Source organism: Streptomyces angustmyceticus (assembly GCF_019933235.1).
GTDB lineage: Bacteria > Actinomycetota > Actinomycetes > Streptomycetales > Streptomycetaceae > Streptomyces > Streptomyces angustmyceticus.
Map to the genome: position 1 here is coordinate 8,082,418 of NZ_CP082945.1, position 24,441 is coordinate 8,106,858.

Sequence of the window (24,441 nt, forward strand, 5' to 3'; positions counted from 1 at the left end):
ACCGTCATCGGGCCCGTCGGCCGGGAACCTCCCGGCCACTCACCACGGTGCCGCCCGCACCCGCATCACCACGTCAGACCACAGGCCGGTGCGCCTCCGCCGCCCGGCGGAAGGAGGGACGGTACGCCAGGCCGATGCGAGGGGAGCCCGACCTGCGGTGTCCACGCACGACTACTTCCCTCTGAAGTGGCCGTTCGGCGGCCAGTCCCTCAGGCCGGACGGCGCACCCACCCGGCCACCTACCTCAGTCCGGTCGGGCGGTGACCGAGGGGTTTCTGATCTTCCCTGCTTACGGCACCACTTGGGGCGAGGATGTCGGAGTACCTCGTTCCCGAACGGTCGTCGTCGGTGCCGCCGGCCGTGGTGACGCCGACCTGTCCGCAACCCACTGCTCGACCAGCGACTTCACGCCGAGGGCGATCTCCGCACGGTGCGACACAAGTACGATGCCAACCAACGGTGCCATGAACGAAAAGCCTACGAGTCGGAACGCCGTTCATCAATACCGAACAGGGAGTTGCTTCCATGGTCCAGGCGGTGCACAGGGCGATGCACGTTCTCCGGGAGCTCGCCACGGCGACACCGCGACTGGGCGTGACGGAACTGGCCGACCGCATCGGTGTCGCCAAGCCCACCGTGCACGCCCTGCTCCGCACCCTGGAGGCGGAGGGGATGGTCGTCCAGGACCGCGAGACCGGCAAGTACCAATTGGGCCCCGGACTGGTGGTCCTCGGCAACGCCTACCTGGACTCGCACGAACTGCGCACCCGCGCGGTGACCTGGGCCGATCTGCTGGCCACCCAGACCGGTGCCGCCGTGTGGGTCGGGGTCTTCACGGACCGTCACATCCTCGTCGTCCACCATGCGTTCCGTCCCGGCGGTTCGGTGCAGGTGCTGGAGACGGGGGCCAGTCTGCCCTGGAACACCTGCGCCCTGGGCAAGGCCATCGCGGCCTTCCTGCCCTCCGAACGCCGCGCGGAACTGCTGGCGGGCGAGCTGCTCCGGGTCACCGGTGCCAGCATCGACGATCCCGCACGGCTCGTGGCGCAGTTGGACCGGGTGCGTGAGACCGGTTACGCGCTGGACGACCAGGAGCTGACCTTGGGGGACGCCGGCATCGCGGCCCCCGTCTTCGACCGCTCCGGCGAAGTCGTGGGCGGCCTCGGCCTGGTGGGCCCGGTCGAGCGACTGCTCGCCGACAGCGCACGTCAGGAGTGTGCCATCGCGGTGCGCGAAGTCGCCCGCAGCCTGTCGCGGGATCTCGGCGCGCCACGTGACGCGGGTCTGCGCGCCAGCAGCTGACTCCCCTCGGGGCCTCCCGATGTGAGTGAACCTTCGTCAACTCCGCTGTGTCACTGGTGGATTCGACAAGATCTGCCGCCTGCCGACCCTCTGGGCAAGAAGTCCTTGACGGGGCCGGGGTCGGTGGGTTTTGCTTCCTGTGGTCATTCGGCAATGCCGAACAGCTTTCGGAAACTGCCGGTGACCCGACCTACCGTTCAAGGCTGCGATCACGGGGGAGTGAAGGGAGCGCCTGCCATGCGGAAGTCAGCGAGGAAGCCCGTCAAGTTACCCGAGCACCCGGCTTCGTGCCCGGCGTCGGGTACGTTCCCGCCGCGCACCCCCGTCGTGCGTCACTCCCGTCAACACCCTTGGTTGCACAGCCTTGTTGGAGTACCAACCGAAGGAGTACCGGTGGATGTTTCGCTCACCCGTGACTGGGTGCAGAACATCGCCTCGGCCATGAGCCGGAACCAGGACCACCTCACCACACTGGATTCGGCCATCGGGGACGGCGACCACGGGGCCAACATGGCCCGTGGTTTCGGCGCGGTGCGCGCCGTCCTCGACGACGCGTCACGGCCCGCCGCCTCGGTCGACGAGATCCTCGTGGCGGCGGGAAAGACCCTGATGTCCGTGGTCGGCGGCGCCTCCGGTCCCCTGTTCGGCAGTGCTTTCCGGGCCCTCGGCGAGGCCCTCGATACCGAAGCGGAGGTCGACACCCCGCGGTTCGCGGCGGGGCTCGCCGCGGCGCTCGACAAGCTCCAGCAACTGGGGGCGGCGGAGCCCGGCGACAAGACCATGATCGACGCGTACGCGCCCGCCGTCGCGGCCTTCCGTGACGCGGCGCAGTCCGGCGCCGACTTCCGCACGGCCGCACGTGCCGCGGCCGACGCGGCCGAAGCCGGTATGCGGGCCACCGTGCCGATGCAGGCCAGGAAGGGCCGCGCGTCGTATCTGGGACTGCGCAGCATCGGCCACCAGGACCCGGGCGCCACCTCGACCACCTATGTCTTCCGTGCCCTTGCCGAGGCGGCGGAAGCCGAGGCGGCAGAGCCCGGCCCAGGCAACCGTTTGTGACCTGCGGGACTTCCGCCGCCCTGGCCGACTGCCCGCACGGCCTCTGATGACTACTCGACTCCTCTTGATTCTTCACCCGGGCCGGAGCTCTGCGGCCGTTTGCCCGCATCGTCGCCACGCCACGCCCGTGCCGGATTCCGGGTCGCTTCCGTAGCGCATCCGGTCACCTTTCTGAACGCGAGATTGGATCAACGTGACTGTCCATTCCGTCGACCATGTCGAGTTTTACGTCGGGGATGTCAACCAGGCATCTCACTACTACTGCGGTACCTACGGATTCCGGGTGGTGGCCGAGGCGGGGCCGCTCACCGGCCTGGCCGGAGCCCGCTCGCTGGTGCTGGCGCACGGCGGCGTCCGCCTGGTGCTGACCTCCGCCCTGCACGCCGACCACGCGGCCTCGCGGTTCGTCCGCAGGCACGGCGACGGGGTCCGCGATGTGGCCCTGCGGACGGACGACGCGGTCGGCGACTTCGAACGGGCGGTGGCGGCAGGGGCCGAGGTCGTCTCGGAACCGCAGACCTTCGAGGACCCCACCGGCCGGGTCACCCGGGCCACCATCGCCGCGACCAACGACCTGGTCCACAGCTTCGTGCAGCGTGACGAGCCGACAGGCGCGTTCCTGCCCAAGCGATACCGGCCCGTTGCCGCCGTAGCCGCGCCGGGACCCGAGCTGCTGCGCTCGGTCGACCACCTGGCCCTGTGCCTGCGCGCCGGTTCGCTGGAGACCATGGTCGACTTCTATCAGCGGGCGCTGGGGCTGCGGCACACCTACGACGAGTACATAGTCGTCGGTGGCCAGGCGATGGCCTCGAAGGTCGTGCAGGACGAGACCCGGGGCGTCACCTTCACCATGGTGGAGCCGGACCCGGTCGGCGACCGCGGTCAGCTCAACGACTTCCTCGACGGTTTCGACGGTCCCGGTGTCCAGCACGTGGCCTACGGCACGAACGACATCGTCCGGGCGGCCCGCGAACTGCGCGCGTCCGGCGTGGAGTTGCTGTCGACCCCGGCCGGTTACTACTCCGCGCTGGCCGACCGGGGCATCGAGGTGGACATCGACACCGAGGTCCTGCAAGAACTGGGCCTGCTGGCCGACCGGGACGAATGGGGCCAGCTGGTCCAGGTGTTCACCCGCTCCCCCTACGCCCGCCGTACGGTGTTCTTCGAGCTGATCCAGCGGCTCGAGGCGCGGACCTTCGGCAGCGGAAACATCAAGGCCCTCTACGAGGCCGTGGAGCGCGAGCGCGCCGATGGCCCGGATGCCGGCGTTCCGGTCGGCGCCGCGGCGAGGACCGAGGGGTGACCGCGCCGGTGGCCGGGCGGGCCGAACCGCACCATGCCCCGGAGGACTCGCCGCTGTCCCCCAAGGACTACGCGGCGGCGGCAAGTGCCCGGCTCGACCGGTCCGTATGGGACTACATCGCCGGTGGCAGCGGTGACGAGGTGACGCTGCGCGAGGACCGCGCGGCCTACGACCGTTACCGGCTGCGTCCGCGGGCTCTCGTCGACGTGTCCCACCTCGAGTTGGGCACCACACTGCTCGGCCGGCCGGTGTCGGTCCCCATCGGTATCGCGCCGATGGCCTACCACCGGCTGGTCCATGCGGACGGCGAGATCGCGACCGCCCGCGCGGCCGGTGCGGTGGGTGCGCTCACCATCACCAGCACCTTCGCGAGCAAGACGATCGAGGAGACCGCGCGGGCCGCGCCCGGCCCGCTGTGGCTGCAGCTGTATGTGATGCGCCGCAGAGAGGTCACCGAGTCCCTCGTGCGGCGGGCCGAAGCCGCCGGCTACCGGGCCCTGGTGATCACCGTCGACACCCCGCGGATGGCGCGCCGCGAGCGTGACCTGCGCAATGGGTTCAGCCTGCCGCCGTACGTCCGGCCGGCCAACCTGGACATCAGCCAACGGGCCGGACTGCACGAGGGCCGGTCCGGCAACTCCACCCTGGCCGAACACGCGGCGCTGCACCATGACGCCGCGTTCACCTGGGAGGACCTGGCCTGGTTGCGGTCGCTGACCGGTCTGCCGCTGGTGCTCAAGGGCGTACTCACCGCGCAGGACGCCCGGCGGGCGGCCGATCTCGGGGTGGCGGGGCTGATCGTCTCCACCCACGGTGGCCGTCAACTCGACGGCGTGATACCGGCGTTGGACGCGCTGCCCGAAGTGGTCGCCGCCGTGCCGCCCGAGTGCGAGGTCCTCGTCGACGGTGGCATCCGCCGCGGTACGGACGTGCTCAAGGCGCTGGCGCTCGGGGCCCGCGCCGTGCTGGTCGGCCGTCCCGTGCTCTGGGGCCTCGCCGTCGACGGCGCCGACGGTGTCGAACGGGTCCTGGCCACCCTCCGGGCGGAGCTGGAGGAAGCGATGGCACTGACCGGGCGTCCCCGCCTCGACACCATCACCCGGGACCTGCTCCACCCCTCCGCGGACCTTCCGTTCCACCCCACTTCGAACGACAAGGAAATGGCATGACGACGAACGACGCACGCTTCGCGCTGACCGACGCCGAGCGGGACCTGCTGCCGTCCGAGGAAGACGTGCGGTTCTACCAGGAGCACGGCTGGTATCTGTCGAAGAAGCTGCTGACCGACGAGGAGGCCGACCTGCTGAACTCCGCGGCCGACCGCTTCTACGCCGGCCACCGGGACCGCACCCTGCCGGCCCGGCCGCCGCGCCTGGCGTACTGGGAGCCGTCGAAGGGCGATGTGCACCGGCACAACGACTACATCTTCTACGAGGACGAGACCATCCGCAGCATCCTGGCCAAGCCGCTGATCGCGGCGGTCGCGGCACGTATCGCGCGGACCAGCCAGATACGGCTGTGGAACAGCACGCTCATCCACAAGCCGCAGCGTGCGGACGATGACCGCAACATCGTGCCGTGGCACTTCGACCGCCACTACTGGCAGACCTGCTCCTCCGACGAGATGCTCACCGCCTTCATCCCCTTCCACGACTGTGACGAGGAGATGGGGACGATCACGATGGTCGACGGCAGCCACCGCTGGAAGGAGACCGGCGGCGACGATTCCACCAGCCGCCACTTCGCCGACCGCGACCGGTCGGAGCTCGAGGACATGCTCTCCGAGAACGCCGCGTTCAACAACGCTCAGGTGCGCAAGGTTCCGGTGAACATCCCCAAGGGACACATCAGCTTCCACCACTGCCGTACCTACCACGGCAGCGGTTACAACCTCAGCGACCGTCCCCGCCGGGCCATCTCGCTGCACCTGCAGGACCGGACCAACCAGTGGCGGCCCTTCGAGCTGTCCTCCGGCGACCTCGTCGTCTACAACAACGATGTGCTCGTCGGCAAGGACGAGAACGGCAACCCCGACTACCACGACGCGGACTTCTGCCCCGTCCTGTGGGAGGACCCCCGGTGAGTCACGTTTCCCCGACCACCGTGCTGGCCGCCGACGAGCTGCACGGCTCGCTCGGCGACCCGCTCATGGAAGTGATGAACTTCCTCAACGAGGTCACCTCCCGCTACCCGCAAGCGATCTCCTTCGGGCCGGGCCGCCCCTACGAAGGGCTGTTCGAGGTCGAGCGGATCGGCGACTACCTCGACGCGTACACCCGGCACCTCTCCGAGGACCTGGGCCGGACCCCCGACGAGGTCCGGACACAGCTCTTCCAGTACGGGCGGACCAACGGCCAGATCCATGAGCTGGTGGCCCGCGCCCTGCGCAACGACGAGGCCATCGACGCGGACCCCGCATCCCTCGTCGTCACCGTGGGCTGCCAGGAGGGCATGTTTCTCGCCCTTCGCGCGCTGTTCCGTGACTCCTCGGACGTCCTGCTGGTCTCCTCGCCCTGCTATGTCGGGATCACCGGAGCGGCCCGGCTGCTGGACATCGAGACCGTGCACGTGCCCGAGGGCGAGAACGGGATCGACCCGGACGTCCTGCGACGGACCGTCGCCGACCTGCGAGCGGCCGGGAAACGGCCGCGCGCGCTCTACCTGGTTCCGGACTTCTCCAACCCCACCGGCACCTGCCTGCCCCTCCCCACACGCCACCGTCTGCTCGACATGGCCGAGGAGGAGGACCTGCTCCTCCTGGAGGACAATCCGTACGGATTCTTCACGCGCACCGGTACCGGCCTGCCCACGCTCAAGGCGCTGGACAGCCGGCGGCGCGTCATCTACCTCGGTTCCTTCGCCAAGACCTGCTTCCCCGGAGCCCGGGTCGGCTATGTGGTCGCCGACCAGCATGTCCAGGCGCCGGACGGCAGCCGTACGCTCCTGGCGGACGAACTGTCCAAGATCAAGGGCATGGTGACGGTCAACACCCCGGCGCTCAGCCAGGCGGTCATCGGGGGCATGCTCCTCACCCATGACTTCCGCCTGCGGGAGGCCAACAAGCCGGCCGCCGACTTCTACCAGGAGAACCTGAAGGTCCTGCTGGAGTCGCTCGACCGGCTGCTGCCTCCGGAGCGACGCGAGGCGGCAGGGATCCACTGGAACTCGCCCGAGGGCGGCTTCTTCCTCACCCTGACCCTGCCCGTCCCAGCGGACAACGCGCTGCTCGAAGAGTCCGCTCGCGAGCACGGGGTGATCTGGACGCCCATGAGTTACTTCTATCCGGATCCGGACAGCGGCGGACGGCACCAGATGAGGCTCTCCCTCAGCTATCTGACGCCTGCTCAAGTTGCCGAAGGAGCACGCCGTTTGGTCGGTCTGCTGGAACGGAGCTGCGCATGAACGCCTTCCTGTACGTGGTGACGGTGCTGATCTGGGGCTCCACCTGGCTGGCCATCAAGGGCCAGCTCGGGGACGTACACCCCACGGCATCGATCGCCTACCGGTTCGCGCTGGCGGCCGTCATCCTGCTGGCCTGGGCGCGCCTGCGCGGGCTGCCGCTGCGCTATCCGGCACGCGTGCACGGGCAGTTCGCCCTCATGGGCGCGCTGATGTTCTCCACCAACTTCGTGTGCTTCTACTTCGCCGAGCAGCACCTCACCACCGGCCTCGTCTCGATCATCTTCGCGATGTCGCTGGTGGTGAACATGGCGTTCGCCCGCCTCTTCTTCAAGCGCGCGATCACCGCGAAGATGCTCCTCGGCGGAGCGATCGGGCTGCTGGGGATCGGTACGGTGTTCTGGCCGGAGTTCCAGAACTTCGGCCTCTCCTCCGGATCGGGGCAGGGCATCGTGCTCTCGGCCCTCGGCACCCTGGTGTTCTGCCTGGGCAATGTGGTCTCCGGCAAGACCCAGGCCGCGGGCATCCCGGTGATCCAGGGCACCGGGTACGCCATGGCGTACGGAGCGCTGCTGATGGCCCCGTTCGCCGTGTTCTTCGGGCACGGGGCCCTGTTCGACCCGACGCCGCAGTACGCCGGCTCGCTCGTCTATCTCGCCGTCTTCGGCTCGGTGATCGGCTTCGGTGCCTATCTCACCCTGCTCGGCCGGATCGGCGGCGAGCGCGCCGCGTACGCGATGGTGCTCTTCCCGATCGTGGCGCTCCTGCTGTCCACGGTGTTCGAGGAGTTCCACTGGACGGCGCGGGACCTGGCGGGCGTCTTCCTGATCCTGGTCGGCAACGCCGTGATGCTGACCAACCCCGCGCTGCTACGGCGGCTGACCGGAGACCGCTTCCCCGCGCCGCCGGCGGAACCGGCCGAGCCGGCGGCCCAGAGCGCCGCCGACCGGTAGCCCCGTCCCAAGGTCCGTCCGGGCCCGTCCACTTCCCGGATGGGCCGGGACGGTCGCGCCCCATCCCGCCACGGTCGAGGAGCGACACCTTGCACACCGCCGCAGTCGTCGGAACCGGTCTCATCGGCACATCGATCGCCCTGGCACTGACCGGCCGGGGAGTCACCACCCACCTCATCGACCGCGACCCCCACAGCATCCGGATCGCCGCGGCGCGCGGCGCGGGGACGCCCGCACCACCTTCGGCACCCGTGGACATCGCCGTCATCTGCGTGCCGCCCTCGGACGTCGCCAGGACCATCGCGGGCCACCAGAAGGCCGAGCTGGCCAGGGTGTACACGGATGTGGCGAGCGTCAAAGCGCTGCCGCACGCCGAATGCCTGGCCCTCGGCTGCGACACCGCCGCCCTGGTGGGCGGGCATCCGCTGGCCGGGCGGGAACGCTCCGGGCCGCTCCCGGCCCGTGCCGACCTCTTCCAGGACCGTCACTGGGTGCTCACCCCGACCCCGGAAACCACCGAAGCCGCCCTCAACCGCGCCCTGGAGCTGGTGTCGCTGTGCGGCGCCGTCCCGGTACTGCTCGATCCGCCGGACCACGACCGGGCGGTGGCCCTCGTCTCCCACCTGCCGCACCTGGTGGCGAGCCTCACCGCGGCCCGGCTGCTGGAGGGGGAGGACCACGCGGTGCGGCTGGCCGGCCGCGGTGTGCGGGACGTCACCAGAATCGCCGCCGGCGACGCCGGGCTGTGGACGGACATCCTCGCCGCGAACGCCCCCGCCGTCAGCGCGCTGCTCACCCAGCTCACCGCGGACCTGCAAAGAACGGCCGACGCGCTGGACCGGCTGACCGAAGGAGGACCGGAGCAGCAGGACGGCGCACTGGCGGACCTGACCGACATGCTGCGGCGCGGCATCGAGGGCCGGGCCCGCATCGCGACCACCCACGGCAACGGAGGCGCGGGCTCCCGCACCGTGCTCTCGGTCTCCCTCGGTGACCGGGACCGCCGCCTGGAACGGCTGCTCGACGATGTGACCGAGGCACGGGTGGACCTGGAGGACCTGCTGCTTCCGGAGACGACGGCACCGCCGCGCAGCGCGGTCGAGCTCCTGGTCGCACCGGACGTGGCACGCCCCCTCACCGACGCCCTCCGCGACCGGGGCTGGGCGGTCGGGTAGGGCCCCGCCGTGCGCGTATCGGGACGGGAGCGCTGACGCCTCGGCGCGGTGATGCCGGGGGCCGGTCGCGAGGTTTCGTCTTCGCGGGCCGGCTCCCTGTGGTTGCCGCTGCGGGAGCGTTCCGCGCGTTTCGGCGGACACTGCGCCGCAAGGGGCATCACGGTCCGCGTCTCCGGGAAGGACGGTGTGCGTGTCACGGTTTGGACCGCCCGAAGACAACGACGCCTTTTTGCGCGCGGTCCAGAGTTTCGCTGTCTCGTAAGGCCGTCAACTTCGTGGGGCGAGCGGCCTGATGAGCAATGGAGCACTGGAAAGCCCACCTTCGACCACCTGGGAGAATCACATGCCGCACATCACCGTTGACTACGACGCGCCCTTGGACGGCTTCTTCGACCGCCGCCGCTTCGCACTCGAACTGCACACCCTGGCCGCCAAAACGGTCGACGGCATCACCGTCGAAAGCTGCAAGACACGCTTCCGGCGCCTCGACGAAGCCGTCATCGCCAACGGAGAGCCCGGACAGGCTCTGATCCACATCGATTTCGCGATCCTGCCGGGCCGCACGACGGAGACCAAGGCCGCACTCAGCCAAGCGGTACTCGACCTGGTGCGCAGTCACACGGCGGCAGTGCCCGACACGGTCGTCCACGCCTCCGTGGACGTGTCCGACCTCAGCGGCGCCTACCGCAAGCACGTCCAATGATCCGCCCGTGACGGACCGGCATCCGGCGATCTGGCCTCACGACCACGGGACGCTCGACGGCGGCGACAACAACTCGTATCCGGGGAAGTCGGCGGAGAGCCGGTGAATGTGACCGGTCCTGCGCAAGGGCCTCGAGGACAACAACCCCGGCGCCCTCCGCTCGCGCGCAGACCACGAGAAGACAGCCCCTGCACCCCGCACAGCCAGTGACTCATCTCCGCGCAAAATGTTCACGTAGTTCCAGCCACCGGGGCGGTTATAGATTCGCCTGTCGGGAAGTGGGGTGCCCGTCGCCGAGTGGCTTGGTTTGCGGTGGTCGGTCGCTTGTTGTGGTCTCGGCGTGGTCTGCAGCGCTGGTTGGTGATCGGTGGGAACGGCTGCGGGCGTTCCCGCGCGGTGTCTGGCAGAGTCCCTGACCGTGTCGGTGATGACGTGGCTGCCGGCCGGCAGGTATGTGATGTGCCGAACAGGTTGTGGCGTGCGGGCGTACGAACCGCTGGGAGACGTTCGGCGCCGTGTTCACGGCCGCCGGCTTCCCGGTGCCCACGACCGTGCGGGACGTTTCCGAGCACTACCTGATGTGGGGTCTGGCGCGCCGCGAGGAGACACCGGACGGCACCCGATGGTCCGTGCCCGCCGCGCTGCCGCTGCCTGGTGACCTGCTGCCTTTGGACGCCGACCTCACCAAACGGCTCGAATGGATCCGCTGGACGACGCGCACCGGCCCGCTCGTCAACGGGCTCATCGAATACCTGGTCGATGATCTGGGCGAGCCGCAGAGGTACTCACCTTTCTGGACCGCCTGGCGGCTGCCACCGCGGCGATGCCGACGATGTCCGCATCGCCTTTGCGGAACTCGTTGAGGCTGGTGACGCTCAGGTGCGTCGAGGGCAGGAGCAGGCCGACGCGGAACGGCTGGAGGCGCATCAGCGCTTCCGCCTGGTCATGAACTGGGATCACTGCCACAAGACGCGGATGCGGCTGAGCGTAGGCCGACGGCGAGCGACTGAGACGGGCCCTGCGTAGTCCGCAGCTCAGTGAGAGCAGGTCGTGTCAGTGGCCGTCGCTATCGTGCCGGGTGTGGTGGGAACTGAAGACACACGCCTCAGCGTGGTCCGCGGCAACAGCGCCTCGGGGAAGTCGTCCGTCGCGGCCGGCCTGCGCGAGAAGTTCGGCCGCAACCTCGCGATCGTCGGCCAGGACAATCTGCGCCGGATCGTGCTGCGCGAACGTGACCGGCCCGGTGGCGCGAACATCGGCCTGATCGACCTCACTGCCCGCTACGCCCTGGACGACGGCTTCCACGTCGTCGTGGAAGGCATCCTGTACGCCGACCGCTACGGCTCGGTGCTCCAGGACCTGGTGCGCGCCCACCGTGGCGTCTCGCGCTGCTACTACCGCAACGTGCCCTACACGGAGACGCTGCTCCGGCACGCGACGAAACCCGATGCCGAGTACCTCAAGCACGTCATCGCCGACCACCTGCGCAACTGGTACGGGGAGAAAGACCTGCTGCCCGACGGCTTGGAGACCGTCATCGACCCGTCCAGCACCCTGGACGACACCATCCAGCAGATCCTGCACGAGAGCGGCCTGGCAGGGTGGTCCCGATCGACTGCTAACGATGCGGCCCGCTGGAAACAGCGGGCCGCCTGCGCCTGTTGCGCGATCCGGCCCCGGAGCAGACGCCCGCGACATCCTGTTGTCAGTGCCGGACAGGAGATCGTTCGTGGGGACGGTCGGGTGTCCTACACGATCGTGGACACGGACTGCACGCTTGTGGCGGAGGCGGACGGGTTCCTGCGTACCTGCCGGGCGGGCACGGACCGTACGTACGCGTATGTGCTGGTGGATCATCTGCGGTGGCTGCGGTTCGCGGGCCTGAACACGGAGTCGGTGTCGCTTGAGGACGTGCGGCACTACATGGCCGCTCTCGGAGCGGATTACCCGGGGCCGTTCGGTCTGCCGTGGCGCGAGGGGAAACGCCCCTACGGACACAGCGCACTGAAGACCGTCGCGGCCTGTCTGAAGGGCTTCTGCCTTCACCTGGGCACCCACGGCGTGAACCCGGCACTGGCGGAGGCACTGCGCGTGACCCGTTTGCCGACGCGGGCGGACCGCCGGCGGGCGATGCTCGGGCACGTCCTGCACAGCATGCCCGCGAATCCTCTGGCTCCGGCGGAGCGGATGCGCCGGCATCCGAAGATGCTGCCGGAAGGTGCCCGGGAGGCGTTGCTGGTGGCGGTGTCGTGCGCGCGGGGCCGGATGGTGGTCACGTGGCTGGCCGACGGCGGGTTCCGGATCGGTGAGCTGTGCGGGCTGCGTCTGGTCGACCTGCACTTGCGCGAGCAGGCCGCGTGCGGTCAATGCCGGGGGCCGCACGTGCACATCTGTCACCGTGAGGACAACGCCAACCGGGCCCGGGTGAAGACCAAGTCCCCTGGACGTCGCAGGACGGCAGTGGTGGGACGGTGCGCCGGGTGAGTCCGGCGATGATTCACACCTACTTCGAGTACATCACCACCCAGTACCCCGCCCAGACCGCTCACGACATGCTCCTGGTCAGTCTGCACGGCCCCACCCGGGGGCAGCCGTGGACCACGGCCGCGGCCCGCGGCGTGCTGCGCCGGTCCGCAACCCGTGTGGAGATCGGCCGGGTGGTCCCGCACGCCTTCCGGCACAGCTTCGCCACCGCGGTGCTGGACGCCGCACGGGGCAACGCTGTGATCGCGCGTGACGCCGGCGGCTGGGCCTCAGCGGCGACCGTCGAGCAGGTCTACGGCCACGTAGACGTCCACGACCCGGTCTTCACCGCAGCGCTGGAGCAGGTCTGGGGGACACAGCCGTGATCCCGCTGACGCTGCTGCCCGGCCGCACCGACACCACCCGCATCGGCCGCGACCGGCTCGAACTGCTCACGGCCCTCATAGAGGCTCCTTCATTCGATCCGCTCTTCCGCGACACACTGATCTTCATCCCGCCCCAGCACCCGGTCTTCGCCTGGCAGTGCGGCGCCGACGGCTGCGAGCGCATCCGCCGCGTCAGCCACAACCTGTGCGGTTCTCACTGCCTCGAGTGGGAGCAGGCAGAGCGGGCCGGCCAGTCCAAGCGCGCTTTCATGCACGCCGCAACGCCTCTTCCGGCCGCGCGGGGAGTGGACTACGGGCGCTGCCGGATCTGCCCCGACCGCCCGGCCCTCAGCCCCACAACCCAGTTGTGCCATCAACACCAGAGCCGCTGGCAGTACGGTTCGGCGGCGCGTGTCGACCGAAAACACCTCAAACGATGGGCTCTGGACCAGCGCGCGTTACCCGGTTTCGGCCTCTGCAAAGCCCGCTGCCCGTTCTTGGCCTGCGGCTCGGTGGGACTGTGTATCCAGCACCAGGCCCGTTACCAAACCGAGCAGCGTCTGGGAGGAGCCCGGTCGGAACGCATCCACGGTCGCATCAAAGACGGACGCCCGCTCCCCGTAACGTACGACGATGAGTCCGCTTTCCACGCATGGTGTGCCACCACGGAACCTGTGTCACAGCCGGGACTGGTCAACCTCCACCCACTGCCTCCCTTGCTGCGGGCCGAGATCCAGTGGGGCCTGCACACACATGCCCAGGTCGCACAGCACTCCGAGTGGACCACCAACGGCATCAGGAATCTCGTCAGACATTGTCAGCGAGGCGGCAGCACGTCCCTGATGGACCTGCACGACCAGGGCTACAAGAACCTTTCCCGTAAGCAGATGGACTCCGAAGTCCGCAAGATCATCTGGGAGATCGTCAACGGTCTGCGCTGCGTCTACTACAGCCCCTCGGACACGAAAGACGCCGGCTTCCTGGAGACCGATCACTTCGGGCGACGCTTCAAGAACGCCCAGAGCCACTTCAACATCACCGCCGTACCTCAGCGGTGGCTGCGCGACCTGCTTTGGGACCATCTCACCGAGTGGCTTCGGTCCCCGCAATGTCCCCGCACCCGAGGTCCCTTTGGCCAGATGCGCCGCGCCGCGGTCGAACTGGGTGTCTTCCTCCAAGCCGATGCCCCGAGGCAGGCCATGACCCCACCGTGCTGTGCCGTGAGCACGCCGAGCGGTTCGTCGCCGACCAGCGCCACCGCGCCCGCCATGGCCGCCGTCCCTGGGCATGGTCCTGGTCGACGGACGATCCCCCACGGTCACCGACCTGAGCTGCCAATTCGTCTTCAACCAGGCGCGCAAGCTGCTCTACAGCGCCATCCCCGCTGGCCAGGCCGAGCGCCTCGGTATCGACACCGGCTTCCTGACCGCCATCCCCTTCGGCGGCACCGGCCTCAAGCAGCGCTCCCGCAACCCCTTCAGCGACGACGTCGCCCGCGCGCTGACCGACGAGGCCAACCTGCGCCGCCTGGAGGAGCTCGACCTCAACGACCGGGGCCTGCGGGACATCTGGGAGACCATCGTCGCCACCGGGCGCCGCTGCAGCGAGGTCGTCGGACTGCGCCTGGACTGCATCGGCCGCTACCGAGGCCTTGCCATGCTATAGCACGACCAGACCAAGGTCGGCAACTACAACGAGGGCATCCGCATCCCCGAGCCCATCTACCAGCGCCTCGACGCCCGACGCACCAAGACACTCCAACTCTTCGAAAAGCGCTACGGCCGGACTCCAGCGGCTGCGGAACGCCCCGGCCTGGCCCTGTTCCCTTCCCGCATCCGCAACCCCAACGGCCGCCAGCCGATCTCCTATGGACACTTCAACGAGCGCTTCAGGACCTGGATCTCCGACCTCGACCTCGGCGGCGCGTACGTCGCCCACCAGGCCCGCCACACCCTGGCCACCAACCTGCTGCGCGCCGGCGCCACACTCACCCACATGCGCCGCTACCTCGGCCAGCTGTCCGAGCGCATGGCCGAGCACTACGTGAAGATCACCAACAGCGACCTCGAAGACGTCCTGAACACGGTCTGGGTGGCCGGACCCGGGGCTCCCAACCCAGGTGAACTCCTCTCCGGCGACACCACCCCCGTGGACCGCGAGACCGCCCTCGCCTTGGCCCTGGACCTTTCCCGCCGCAGCACCCCCGCCGACAGGGGATTCTGCACCTACCAACCCGTCGTCAACGGCGGAGCCTGCCCCTGGAAACTCGACTGCGAGAACTGCGACAACTTCATCCTCTCCGGCGCAGACCTCCTCTACTGGCGACGCAAAGCCGAACAATGGCGCTCCATCGCCGAGAACGCCCCCGACGACGCCACCGCCGACTACCTCCACACCGTCTTCGAACCCACCGCCAAGGCCATCAAAGGACTCGAGCAGGCCCTGGCCGCCCTCGGCATCCTTGACGAAGCCCTCACCCTCGACCTGCGACGCCCCCAGGACTACTTCCACCGCACCTGGCGCACCGCCTTCCGCGCCCGCGACCTCGCAGCACTGCAAGCCCCCTATGGCGTAGCTGATGGCGTGCTTATTGATCTTGATTGTGGCCTGCTGTTGTTCAGTCGTACTGGGTGGTAGTTCTGATCAGTCGGTGGGGCTTACGCGAAACCGGGTGCCCGGTGTCGGGGGATACGTGGGTTGAGCTGGGTGTTTGGTGTTGCGCAGTGTGCTGAGCGGGGTGGTGGTTTTTGCTCAGTGTGGTTGGCGCGTCTATAGGTACCGGTGCTGGCCGGCTGGGTGAGGGCTGGGGCGGTGTGGGGTGTGGGTTGGTTCAGCGGGTGGTGAGGCGTTGCCAGAGCAGGTCGTGGTCGGCGGGTGCGAGGCGGGTCAGGTGGAGGCGGCGGGCGAGGTGGTGGAGGAAGGCGGTCTGCTGGGTGCGGGTCAGGGGGGTGGCGGGGGAGGCGGTCGAGGGTTGTGGCGAGGGTGAGGGTTTCGGGGTAGGTGATCAGGGTCCGGCAGGTCAGGGCGGGGGAGGCCGGGCTGTGGGTGAGGTGGGGGTTGGCGGTGGTGAGCTGGTGCAGGCGGGTGTGCCAGCGGGTGTGGAGGTGCTGGTGGTGGTCGTACCAGCGGGTGGTGATCGTGGTGGCCCAGCTCAGGGAGGCCGTGGTGGGCGGCCGGCGGGCGGTGAGGCGGGCGTGGGTGAGTTCGGGCAGGGTCCGGATGTCGAGGGGGATGCGCTGTCGGGGGTCGCTGGAGGCTTGATGGTGACGGGTGCAGATCATGGCCCGGGGCAGGTCGGGCGCGGGGTGGATCCACGCGGGGGCGGCGTGGTGGGGCGGGCGGCGCAGGGTGCAGGCGGGGCAGGCCGGCAGGGGCTGCACGGCGGGGACGAGGGGCTGCCAGCGGGCGGTGGCGGTGGGGGCGGTGGCGATGGTGGCGGGCGGGGGCCGGCGGGTCAGTGCGCGGTTGAGGTGGGCGGGCGGGATGCGGGTGAAGGCGGCCAGGCGGCGGGCGGCTTCGTTGCTGAGGTGGAGTTCGGTGGCGTGCGGGGCGGCGGGGGTGCCGGTGGCGGTGATGTGCAGGCCGTCCAGGAGGTGGGCGGGGGAGAGGTGGTAGGCGGCGGCGAGGCGGGTGAGGTAGGAGGCTGCCGTTTCGCGGGGCAGCGGTCGCACGCGCAGCGCGCCGGGCGGGCTGGGCCACATCGTGCCGGGCCGCACCGCGGGCGTGGGGCGGGCCTGGGTGGGGGCGGTCACCGGCCGGGGCGGGTGCGGCGGGCGGGGGTTCGGGGCCGGTAGTGCTCTTCGGCGAGGTGGTCCAGTGCGATGGTGTCCAGCAGGGTCTTGGTGATGCGTTCGGTGCCTTCGCAGATGGCTTCGATGGCGGCCTGGCGGATCAGGCGTGAGAGGCTGCCGATGCGTCCGGCGGTCCGTTCGTGCAGGTACGGCGCCAGCCTGGGCAGGCTGCCGGTGCGGTGCGCGGTGAGGTCGAGGGCCGCTTCCAGGGCGGTGATCAGCTCGCGGAACGGCTCGCGGTGGCCGGCGCGGGCGGGCAGCGCTCCGCAGTCGATCAAAGAGGCGCGTCCGGCCAGCTGTGCGCCGCGTACTCCGCTGAAAACGGCGCTGGCGGTGACGTCGATGCCGGCGTAGACGAATGTGGCGCCGATACGTTCGGTGAGGTCCTTGAGCCAGTCGGCGGCCTCCGCGCCGCTGGAGGTACGCGGGTTGAGCCGGTGGATCTCGTCGATCAGCACGAGTGCGACGCCGGCCGTGGTGTAGGTGTGGCAGACGGCGGTCGTGATCTGCGCGGTGGTCATGCGGGCGGCCACGGGGATGCCGAGGTAGCGGGCGAACTCGGCGGCCAGGGTCTTGGCGGTGGCGCCGGGCGGTACCAGCACGTAGGCGACGGGCACGCTGGTGTCGCCCGGGTGGGCGCGGCGGGTGTGGGCGAGGTGGCAGGTACGGCCGACCTGGAGCAGCGCGGTGGTCTTGCCGGTGGTGGCCGGGCCGGTGACGATCAGCGACGGCCGGGCGGTGGCCTGCTGGTGGCGGCCCAGGATCATCAGGGTGCGGACCTGGCGTGCCAGGGATTCGATGGCCGGGGTGCGCACGGTGACGAACTGCGAGTGGTAGGCCAGGCGTTCCTCCGGCGTACGGGGTGCCTGGCCCGGCTGCGGCGGCGTGGGGGGTGCGGCGTGTGCGAACCGGGCGAAGCCGTCGAACGTCGTCACCGTGCCCGCGGCGGCCTCGCCGTCGTTCGGGGGCGAAGGGCGGGCAGGGGTCACCACAGTTCGGCCTCCTGGTCGGCGTCGTACAGCGTCAGCGCGCCGCTTGCCGGCAGCGTGCGTGCGCCGGACTCATCGGCGCCGACGTCGTCCCGGGCGGCTCGGGCGTCCAGCGCATCCAGGCTGTCCTCCGCCTCCGTTGCGGCCTGGGCCGCAGTACGGTGCGGTGCTGCCGGTTCGCCGCCTGCTGCCTGGGAGACCGCCTTCCCGGCGCGCGTGCCCGGCGCTGTGGCAGGCGCGGCTGGCGCTGGGGTGGTGGGCCGGGCCTGGCGCAGGATCTGGTCGGCGGCCTCGGCGAGGGCGGCTTCGTGGGCCTCGCGTTCGGCGCGCTGCTCGAGGGTGGTGCGGATGTGGCGCCAGGTGGTCTCGCTCATGGGCGCGTGGACGTGGTCGCGGTGGATCCACGGGATCTCGTGCAGGTGTCCGTCGGGCAGGCGGAGGTAGATCTGGCGGACGTCGTGCGGGTTGAGGTGGACCTCCCACTTGCCGCCGGGGCCGGTGGGGCAGGCCCGTCCTCGGTGTTCGTTGAGGATGGCGTGGTCGTAGGTGCGGTAGTTGATGCGGATGCCGCGGCCGGTGACCGGGTGGAAGCGCACCGGCAGCAGTTCCTTGTAGTCGGCTCCCGTCAGCGGCAGCGGCACATAGCCGCTCGCGCCCAGCAGCGCACCCCACATCTCGCCCGGTGACAGCGCCTTCTTGGGCAGGAGGGGGTGGCGCAGCCCGTCGTGGGGGCGGTGCTGCCAGCACGCGGTGATCCACTCGTCCAGCAGTTCCTGCATCTGGGCCACGGTGAAGCGGGCTTCGTCTTCCACCGCCTCGCCGCGCGCCAGGATGTGGGGGCCGGTGTAGCCGGCGGTGTGCTGGGCGAAAAGGGTGTTGATGCTGCCGAAGGTCCGTTCCACGGCGCCCTTTGCGGTGGGGGAGCGGGGCGGGGCGGGCTGCACGCTCACCCCGAGGGATTCACAGGCGGCCAGGAAAGCGGCGGAGAGGAACACCCGCCCGCGGTCGATGACGATCGTCTCCGGCACCACCACCGGCCGCGCCGCCGCCTGTTCAAGCCGCGCGTCCAGGGCGAGGAGCCGGTCGTAGGGGACGGCGGCGTGGGCCAGGCGCAGATGCTCGCCCCAGCCGGGCCGCACCGGGTGGGGCACAGCCATCTCCGCCAGCAGCAGGGCCGCGTCCACCGCCTGGGTGCTCTGCTCACGCAGCACGGCCGCCACCACCGACCGTGTTGCCACGTCCAGGGCGATCGTGAGCTCCGGGCGCACCGGCTTTCCGTCCTCCCCGAGGGCCATGATGTCCAGTCGGGTGGTGTCGACCTGCACCAGCTCGCCCGGCCGCAGCGCCACCACCGGCGTGAACGGCCGCACCGGCACGGTGGTGGCGGTGCGGGCGGGACGTCCCGGGTGTTCCAGCGGGTCGGCCAGGACCCGCACCAGCCGGTTGAACGTCGACGGCGCCGGCAGCGCCACCGCGCCCGGCCCGTGGGCCTCGGCCAGGATCTGCCCGCTCAACTCCCGCAGCCCCTTCAGCGTGCCCGTGGAGCGGCCGCGCTGGCGGCGCAGCGCCTCCAGCACCGCGGCCACCACCCGCTCATCCGCACGCCCGGTCGCGCTCGACGGCTTGCGCTGCCGGACCAGGCCCATGACGCCGCCCGTGTGGTAGCGGGCGCGCATCCGGCGCACGGTGGCCCGGCTGGCACGCGGCCAGCCCAGAGCCGCGAGTTCGTCGGCCTTGGCCTGCTCCCGCTCGGCCATCGAGGTGCGCTGCGGGTCGTACTCGGGCCGGGGGCAGCCGGTGCTGCCGGGCCCGTCGGGCAGCCCGGTCTCGATCTCGCGGATGTGCCGCTGCCAGGCCATCGCCCTCTCCCGCTCCCGTTCGGGCACCGCCTCCAAAAGGCCCCACGGCACCGCGGCGGGGACCGGGCAGTCCACCACCGCGAAGGTGGGATCGGCGAACAGCAGCGAGGTCAGAACCGAGGCGGTCTGCCCGTCCTCGTCGACGAGGCGTACCGAGGCTCCGGCCACGGCGGCCACCTGCCAGGGGCGGCCCTCGAACGTCACATACGCCCCGAGTTTGACCTGCCAGCGCCGGGCGGCGGCCGCGGCACGGACCGGGCGGCCGGGGGTGCTCACCACTGTCCAGCCTCCGCCTCGGCGTCATACACCGACAACCCGCCCGGCTCCACGGCCGTAGCGCGGGCGTCGCCGGTGCCGGGCACCGCGCCGCCACCGGCGGCGCCCCGGGCGGCCGCCTCCCGTGGCTGCGCCGCGGTGGGTGCGGGGCCGGTCCGGTCACCGCCCGGCCGCGCACCGCCGTCGCCACCCACATCCGCGCCCGCGCCGGTACCGGCGGCGCGGTGTGCGAGAACGGCGCCGGTGCGGCGCCGCAGTAGCTCGTCGAAGGGCCGCGAAGCGTGCCCGCACTGTGCCCATGGCACCGGGTGGAGCTGGCCGTCGGGCAGCCGGACGAAGACCTGCCGCGGGTCGTGTGGATGGTGGTGGACCTCGAACCGGCCCCCACGGCCGCGGTGTTCGTCCAGACACGCATCGTCGTAGCGGCGCCCGCCCAGCCGAATGCCGGACTCGGTCACCGCGCACCGGCGGGCCGGCAGCAGTTCGCCATAGTGCTGCCCGGCCAGCGGCAGCGGCACCCTCCCGGCCGCGCCCAGCAGCACCTGCCACATCTCCTGCGGTGCCAGCCCCGCCCGGGGCAGCAGTGGATGCCGCAGCTGCTCCTGGGCGCGCTGGTGCCAGACGCCGGTGATCCATTCGTCCAGCAGGTCCTGCAGCTGAGGCATGCTCCAGTACGCCCCGTCCGCCTCGTCCGCCCGGTTCTCGCCCGCAGCGGCGGGCGGCCGGGCCGCCACCGTGTGCCGGGAGAACAGGCCGGCGAGCACCTCAAGCGTGCGCAGGGCACCGCAGCGGGCACCCGCCGTCCGGGGCGGGGCCGGCTCCAGGCTGATGCCAAGGCTCTCGCACACGGTCAGGACCGCCGAGGTGACGCCGGCCGTCCCGTGGTCGAGGACGAGCGTCTCGGGCACGGCCGTCGGACGCGCCGCGGTGGCCTCGATCCGGTCAGGCAAGGACATCAGCCGCCGCGCCGGCCCGCCCGCGTGGGCCTGCTCCAGCAGGGCGGGCCAGCCCGGGCGCAGCGGCCGGGGCACGGCCATCTCGGCCAGCAGCACCGACAACTGAACCGGCCCGCCCTGTAGCGGGTGCAGCACGGCGGCCAGCACGCAGCCGCTCGCCTGATCCAGCGCGGCCGTCACCGCCACCTCCACCGTGGTCCCGTCCTCGCCCACCGCGCCGACCGACAGGCGGGCGGTGGCCACCTGCACCCGCTCCGAGGGCCGCAGCGCGGCAGGCGGGCCACCCGCTGGGCCTGGGCGGGTGGCGGTGCGCGCCGCACTGCCCGGCGGCTCGGCCGGATCAGACATCGCCTTCACCAGCCGGTACATCGACGCCTTCGCGGGCAGCTTCACCCGCCCAGGACCGTGCCGGTCCGCCACGATCCGCTCCGCCAGATCGATGATCTGCTTCACCGTGGCCGCCTTGCGGCCGCGACGCAAGTGCAGCGCCTCCAGCACCGCGGCCACCACCCGGCCGTCAGCGCGTCCGGTCCCGGATCTGGGGCGCACGGTCCGCTGGTCGACCAGCCCCATCAACCCCTGCTTGTGGTAGGCGATACGCCGCCGCTGTACGGTTGCTCTGCTGACCTTCGTCCAGCCCAGCGCGGCGAGCTCCCGCGCTTTGGCGTGCTCGCGCTCGGCGAGCGTGAACCGCTGCGGGTCGTACTCGTCTCTGGGAACCCCACGACTGCCAGGGCCGCCGGGCAGCCCGGTCTCGATCTCGCGGATGTGCCGCTGCCAGGCCAGAGCCCGCTCGCGTGCAGCCAGCGGCAGCGCCGCCCACGTCTCGGCCGACGGAATCGGAGGGTCAGCCTGCCCGACGACCTTGAAACCGGGGGCGGTCACCAGACGGGCGGCCAGCACACACCCCGTGGCCCCGTCGTCGGCGGCCACATACACCCGCCCGTCGGCCAGGCCGCTCACCTGCCAGGTGCGGCCCTCGAACTCGACTCGCGCCCCCACCCCAACACCCCGCCCGCCAAGGGCGGCTGGTTCGTTGCTCAACGTGCCTGCTGCTCCCGTTCGCTGCCGCCTGCGCCCGGATCGGACGGGCCGGGGCAGACGAGGGTGTGCTCGCCCAGCGGCCGGGTCAGGTCCGCGGTCAGCCGCCCGCTCCACAGCGCGTGGTAAAGCACCGGCAGCGCAGTCAGGACTTCGCCCGCCGCCGCGGCCCCGGCCATCAGCGGCCGCGGTTCGGTGAACGCCTCCAGCACCGCCTGCTCAAGTCCGCCGGCGTCGCGGTGGCGGGGATGGCGGTAGCCGGCCAGCCACCGCACATTCGCCGCCACCACCTTGTCCGGCGGCACCAGGCGCCGGTAGGTGAACCCCACCGCCGCACACGCCGCTGCAAGCACCGCGGCCGCCCGCGCCGCACGGCCTGCCGCGGGCGCCGCCGCGGCGGGGCAATCGGCGAGCAGGGCGCTGCCCTGGGTGTAGCGGGCGAACAGCTGCGGCACCCAGGTCAGCGTCCGCCCGCTGCCCGGATCGCGCCAGATCAGCCGCACCGGCCGAGCCGACAGGCCCACCACACGCGGATCGCGGTCCAGGACCATCAGCTGCGTGCACATCGCCTGCGAGCCGTGCATGACGTGCCGGGCGGTGGTGGCCGACCACCACCAGCCCGGCCCCCATCGCCGACCGGGCACCACCGGGAACGCAGCGACCGGCTGGAGCTGTTCGAAACGCACCGCGACGGCGGCCTGCGTCCAGCGGCGCTGCATCAGCGTGCCGTCCGACCCGGCGAACTCCGCCTCCACCGCGCCCGGCTCCGGCACCCGGCAGGCCCTGGGCGCGACGGCGGGTAAGCCGGACTGGGCGCTGTCCTGGCTGCTGTCGAAGATCACGTACTCCACACAACGTCATACCGGCCACGCCGCGCAGGCGAACCAGCCGGTAACCGTCAACTGTGCTGCCGGAGAGGCCGGTTGGACCGCGCGAGGGCCAGGATGCCTCCTGGGGGTGGCTGCTGTCAGTGCATATCTCTGCACTTTCCCGCCCGGGCCGCAGGGTGCGTTCTGGGCGCCCGGATCCCTTCGCCGCTATCCCAGAGACGACAGCACCCATGCAGAGTCGTCCTCGTCCGAACCGAGCCGGATCAGGGCGCCGGACGGCATCGCCGCACCGCGCGCGAGCGTGTCGACGAAGTCATCCGCGAGCGCGTTGACCTGCTCGCGCCCAGCACCCTGGTCGTCGTCGTAGACACCGGAGTCGAGCCACAGGTGGTCGCGGTGTCCCGTGACCTTCAGCATGATCTTGAACGCCTCGTAGCCGTAGGGCGGATCGCTCACGCTGATGCCCACAATGGTGTCGCCACGCACCAGGTCCTCCCCGATGCGTACCCACACATCGCGTTTGGCCACGATCCACCACTTCCCCGCCCGGTCGCATCAGCAGCCCGAGCGTAGCCGTCCCGGCCCCCTGCGGCTGAGCCGGAGAACCGCACTGCCGCGGAAGGCTCGGCCTGCGGCATGCTGCCCCTCTACAGCCCGGGGCCTGGTGGCGAGCCGGGGGTCAGGAATGCCGGAAGCCGCGGTCGGGATCGCGGGCCTGGCCGGGACGGAAGGGCACGAACCAGTCCGCGGCGGCGAGGTTGGCAAGTCCGAGGCTCTGGTTGATCTCGTTGCCGCTGTCCTCGATCCCGTCCAGGGAGGCGTCGAACAGCATCAGCACATCGTGGTCCTCGAACAGCACGGTCGAGCACCAGTCCCAGTCGAAGTCACGGCGGTCCGCACCCAGACCCTCCACCGTTTCCGCCACCAGGCGCGGCCGGTTCCGCGTCAGCGCCTTGGCCCGGTCGATGCCCAGATGCAGGGCCATCTCCTCACCAGTGCAGCCCGGGCGGACGGTGCCCGTCTCGGCGAGTTCGGCGGCCAGGTCGTCGAAACAGCGGGCCATCTGCCGCCGCCACTGCTGATCCTGGTGAAAGGTGATCGGCGGCAACAAGCCCAGGACACGGCCCTCGCCCCGCCCAAGAGGCGCATCACCCACGGCGGCGACGTCCTGCCAGAGGTGCTCGGACAGCTCCTCGAGCGCCACCCGCAGTACCGCAGCCGTCCGCGCGGTGAGCTCCTCGTCCTCCTCGCCGTCCTCGTCCCAGCCCTCGTCCTCCTCGTCGTCTTCGTCCCACGCCGCTGGCCCGCCATGGCGGGCGAGGGAATGCAGACGGCTGCGCACGCGCTGCGCGGCTTCTTCGGGAGCGGCCAGGGCGTTGTCGATGATCTGCAGTTCGTCGGAGAACTCCTGGGCGCTCAGCAGCGTGCCGGCCTCGGCGAGCAGGGCCGAACCCGCATCTGTGCAGGCGTTCTTGGCGGGCAGGACCACGGCGAAATAGCTGTCCGTCAGCCGGTCGATGACAGCGGCCACCACCCCCGCGACGACCAGCGGGTCGGCGAAGGCTTCCTCCACCTGCAGCCGGCCGATGACGAGGACACTGGAGGCCGACTCGATGAACTCCTCGAACTCGTAGGTAAACCGGCCGGCCTCGTCCAGAAGCTGGGCGGCCACCAGGGCCGGGAAGGACTGTTCGTCGACCATCCGCTCGCGCAGATTGTCGGACTTCCAGTACAGGCCGCGTACGGCCGAAAGGCTCCCCACCGGCGTACCGGCCGAGGTGATGCGCACCTCCCAGTTCTGCACCCCCTGCGCGGCAGGGTCCAGCAACTGGTGGGTGTGGTGGAAGTCGAGCGCCAACTGGGCAAGGTCCGCCCCCGCTGCCGCCTGACCCGGTCGAGTGCTCAACGTGCTCCCTCGGCGCCTGTCCTCGGCCATCGCCTGCGACGGCCCCCGCA

At 70.8% G+C, this 24,441-nt stretch carries 22 protein-coding genes and 2 pseudogenes; 16 read left to right on the top strand and 8 right to left on the bottom strand.

Annotated features, from left to right (window positions below):
* The first annotated feature begins 525 nt into the window (after positions 1–525).
* From K7396_RS35440 to K7396_RS35500, 13 genes and pseudogenes are all read left to right on the top strand, one after another.
* The gene (locus K7396_RS35440; protein ID WP_086716226.1) at positions 526–1,302 is read left to right on the top strand and encodes an IclR family transcriptional regulator; all 777 of its coding nucleotides are present in this window, start codon (positions 526–528) and stop codon (positions 1,300–1,302) included.
* Positions 1,303–1,695: 393 nt separating this feature from the next.
* Positions 1,696–2,361 carry a dihydroxyacetone kinase subunit DhaL gene (gene dhaL / locus K7396_RS35445; RefSeq protein ID WP_167392708.1) on the top strand — a complete coding sequence of 222 codons (666 nt, stop codon included), beginning with the start codon at positions 1,696–1,698 and terminating at the stop codon, positions 2,359–2,361.
* Positions 2,362–2,554: 193 nt separating this feature from the next.
* Positions 2,555–3,664: a 4-hydroxyphenylpyruvate dioxygenase gene (hppD, locus tag K7396_RS35450; RefSeq protein ID WP_086716230.1), complete on the top strand. Its 1,110-nt coding sequence runs from the start codon at positions 2,555–2,557 to the stop codon at positions 3,662–3,664.
* Entirely contained in the window at positions 3,661–4,833 is a 1,173-nt protein-coding gene (locus tag K7396_RS35455; protein WP_223660341.1) for an alpha-hydroxy acid oxidase, read from the top strand. Before hppD ends, K7396_RS35455 begins: the two co-directional genes overlap by 4 nt.
* Positions 4,830–5,747, top strand: coding sequence for a phytanoyl-CoA dioxygenase family protein (locus K7396_RS35460; protein ID WP_086716232.1), 918 nt, complete (start codon positions 4,830–4,832; stop codon positions 5,745–5,747). Before K7396_RS35455 ends, K7396_RS35460 begins: the two co-directional genes overlap by 4 nt.
* A gap of 65 nt (positions 5,748–5,812) precedes the next feature.
* Positions 5,813–7,066 (top strand): aminotransferase-like domain-containing protein, encoded by a 1,254-nt coding sequence (locus K7396_RS35465; protein WP_086716240.1) that lies wholly within the window; start codon positions 5,813–5,815, stop codon positions 7,064–7,066.
* Positions 7,063–8,016 (top strand): DMT family transporter, encoded by a 954-nt coding sequence (locus tag K7396_RS35470; protein WP_086716234.1) that lies wholly within the window; start codon positions 7,063–7,065, stop codon positions 8,014–8,016. The genes K7396_RS35465 and K7396_RS35470 overlap by 4 nt, the downstream gene beginning before the upstream one ends.
* An 89-nt stretch (positions 8,017–8,105) precedes the next feature.
* Entirely contained in the window at positions 8,106–9,191 is a 1,086-nt protein-coding gene (locus K7396_RS35475) for a prephenate dehydrogenase (RefSeq protein WP_086716235.1), read from the top strand.
* Positions 9,192–9,534: 343 nt separating this feature from the next.
* On the top strand, positions 9,535–9,894 hold the full coding sequence (locus tag K7396_RS35480; protein ID WP_086716237.1) for a 5-carboxymethyl-2-hydroxymuconate Delta-isomerase: 360 nt from the start codon (positions 9,535–9,537) through the stop codon (positions 9,892–9,894).
* Positions 9,895–10,409: 515 nt separating this feature from the next.
* Positions 10,410–10,757 carry a DUF6042 family protein gene (locus K7396_RS35485; protein ID WP_174886978.1) on the top strand — a complete coding sequence of 116 codons (348 nt, stop codon included), beginning with the start codon at positions 10,410–10,412 and terminating at the stop codon, positions 10,755–10,757.
* Positions 10,654–10,920 carry a DUF6042 family protein gene (locus K7396_RS35490; RefSeq protein WP_223660343.1) on the top strand — a complete coding sequence of 89 codons (267 nt, stop codon included), beginning with the start codon at positions 10,654–10,656 and terminating at the stop codon, positions 10,918–10,920. The genes K7396_RS35485 and K7396_RS35490 overlap by 104 nt, the downstream gene beginning before the upstream one ends.
* A gap of 24 nt (positions 10,921–10,944) precedes the next feature.
* Positions 10,945–11,496 (top strand): annotated as a pseudogene (locus K7396_RS35495) (kinase); the annotation flags it as partial.
* Between the two features lie 890 nt (positions 11,497–12,386).
* The gene (locus K7396_RS35500) at positions 12,387–12,743 is read left to right on the top strand and encodes a tyrosine-type recombinase/integrase (protein ID WP_223660344.1); all 357 of its coding nucleotides are present in this window, start codon (positions 12,387–12,389) and stop codon (positions 12,741–12,743) included.
* A gap of 677 nt (positions 12,744–13,420) precedes the next feature.
* On the opposite strand, the gene K7396_RS35505 is transcribed toward K7396_RS35500, so the two are convergent.
* A complete protein-coding gene (locus K7396_RS35505) occupies positions 13,421–13,921 on the bottom strand; it encodes a hypothetical protein (RefSeq protein WP_143589040.1) in 501 nt (166 codons plus the stop codon).
* 109 nt (positions 13,922–14,030) lie between these two features.
* On the opposite strand from K7396_RS35505, the gene K7396_RS35510 reads away from it, so the two are divergent.
* The 3 genes and pseudogenes from K7396_RS35510 (at position 14,031) to K7396_RS35515 (ending at position 15,380) form a co-directional block, all read left to right on the top strand.
* Entirely contained in the window at positions 14,031–14,408 is a 378-nt protein-coding gene (locus K7396_RS35510; RefSeq protein WP_223660345.1) for a site-specific integrase, read from the top strand.
* Between the two features lie 147 nt (positions 14,409–14,555).
* Positions 14,556–14,738 (top strand): annotated as a pseudogene (locus K7396_RS35780) (tyrosine-type recombinase/integrase); the annotation flags it as partial.
* Positions 14,739–15,380: a hypothetical protein gene (locus K7396_RS35515; protein ID WP_233476825.1), complete on the top strand. Its 642-nt coding sequence runs from the start codon at positions 14,739–14,741 to the stop codon at positions 15,378–15,380.
* A gap of 20 nt (positions 15,381–15,400) precedes the next feature.
* Here the strand turns inward: K7396_RS35515 and K7396_RS35785 are convergent, their stop codons facing one another.
* From K7396_RS35785 to K7396_RS35555, 7 genes are all read right to left on the bottom strand, one after another.
* Positions 15,401–16,444, bottom strand: a complete 1,044-nt coding sequence (locus tag K7396_RS35785; RefSeq protein WP_263296030.1) for a TniQ family protein — start codon at positions 16,442–16,444, stop codon at positions 15,401–15,403.
* A gap of 47 nt (positions 16,445–16,491) precedes the next feature.
* The gene (locus K7396_RS35530; protein WP_223660346.1) at positions 16,492–17,526 is read right to left on the bottom strand and encodes a TniB family NTP-binding protein; all 1,035 of its coding nucleotides are present in this window, start codon (positions 17,524–17,526) and stop codon (positions 16,492–16,494) included.
* Complete coding sequence (locus K7396_RS35535) at positions 17,520–19,661, bottom strand: DDE-type integrase/transposase/recombinase (protein WP_086720051.1); 2,142 nt, start codon at positions 19,659–19,661, stop codon at positions 17,520–17,522. The genes K7396_RS35530 and K7396_RS35535 overlap by 7 nt, the downstream gene beginning before the upstream one ends.
* The gene (locus K7396_RS35540; RefSeq protein ID WP_152104920.1) at positions 19,655–21,616 is read right to left on the bottom strand and encodes a Mu transposase C-terminal domain-containing protein; all 1,962 of its coding nucleotides are present in this window, start codon (positions 21,614–21,616) and stop codon (positions 19,655–19,657) included. Before K7396_RS35540 ends, K7396_RS35535 begins: the two co-directional genes overlap by 7 nt.
* Positions 21,617–21,654: 38 nt before the next feature.
* Positions 21,655–22,506 (bottom strand): TnsA-like heteromeric transposase endonuclease subunit, encoded by an 852-nt coding sequence (locus K7396_RS35545; protein WP_152104919.1) that lies wholly within the window; start codon positions 22,504–22,506, stop codon positions 21,655–21,657.
* Positions 22,507–22,692: 186 nt separating this feature from the next.
* Positions 22,693–23,013 (bottom strand): hypothetical protein, encoded by a 321-nt coding sequence (locus K7396_RS35550; protein ID WP_086719811.1) that lies wholly within the window; start codon positions 23,011–23,013, stop codon positions 22,693–22,695.
* A gap of 151 nt (positions 23,014–23,164) precedes the next feature.
* Entirely contained in the window at positions 23,165–24,391 is a 1,227-nt protein-coding gene (locus K7396_RS35555) for a hypothetical protein (protein ID WP_223660347.1), read from the bottom strand.
* Between the last annotated feature and the right edge of the window lie 50 nt (positions 24,392–24,441).

Coding starts and splice junctions, on each gene's coding strand:
- K7396_RS35440 (WP_086716226.1), top strand. CDS start 526: ATGGTCCAGGCGGTGCACAGGGCGATGCACGTTCTCCGGGAGCTCGCC.
- K7396_RS35460 (WP_086716232.1), top strand. CDS start 4,830: ATGACGACGAACGACGCACGCTTCGCGCTGACCGACGCCGAGCGGGAC.
- K7396_RS35465 (WP_086716240.1), top strand. CDS start 5,813: ATGGAAGTGATGAACTTCCTCAACGAGGTCACCTCCCGCTACCCGCAA.
- K7396_RS35470 (WP_086716234.1), top strand. CDS start 7,063: ATGAACGCCTTCCTGTACGTGGTGACGGTGCTGATCTGGGGCTCCACC.
- K7396_RS35480 (WP_086716237.1), top strand. CDS start 9,535: ATGCCGCACATCACCGTTGACTACGACGCGCCCTTGGACGGCTTCTTC.
- K7396_RS35490 (WP_223660343.1), top strand. CDS start 10,654: ATGATCTGGGCGAGCCGCAGAGGTACTCACCTTTCTGGACCGCCTGGC.
- K7396_RS35500 (WP_223660344.1), top strand. CDS start 12,387: ATGATTCACACCTACTTCGAGTACATCACCACCCAGTACCCCGCCCAG.
- K7396_RS35510 (WP_223660345.1), top strand. CDS start 14,031: ATGGTCCTGGTCGACGGACGATCCCCCACGGTCACCGACCTGAGCTGC.
- K7396_RS35515 (WP_233476825.1), top strand. CDS start 14,739: ATGCGCCGCTACCTCGGCCAGCTGTCCGAGCGCATGGCCGAGCACTAC.
- K7396_RS35785 (WP_263296030.1), bottom strand. CDS start 16,444: ATGTGGCCCAGCCCGCCCGGCGCGCTGCGCGTGCGACCGCTGCCCCGC.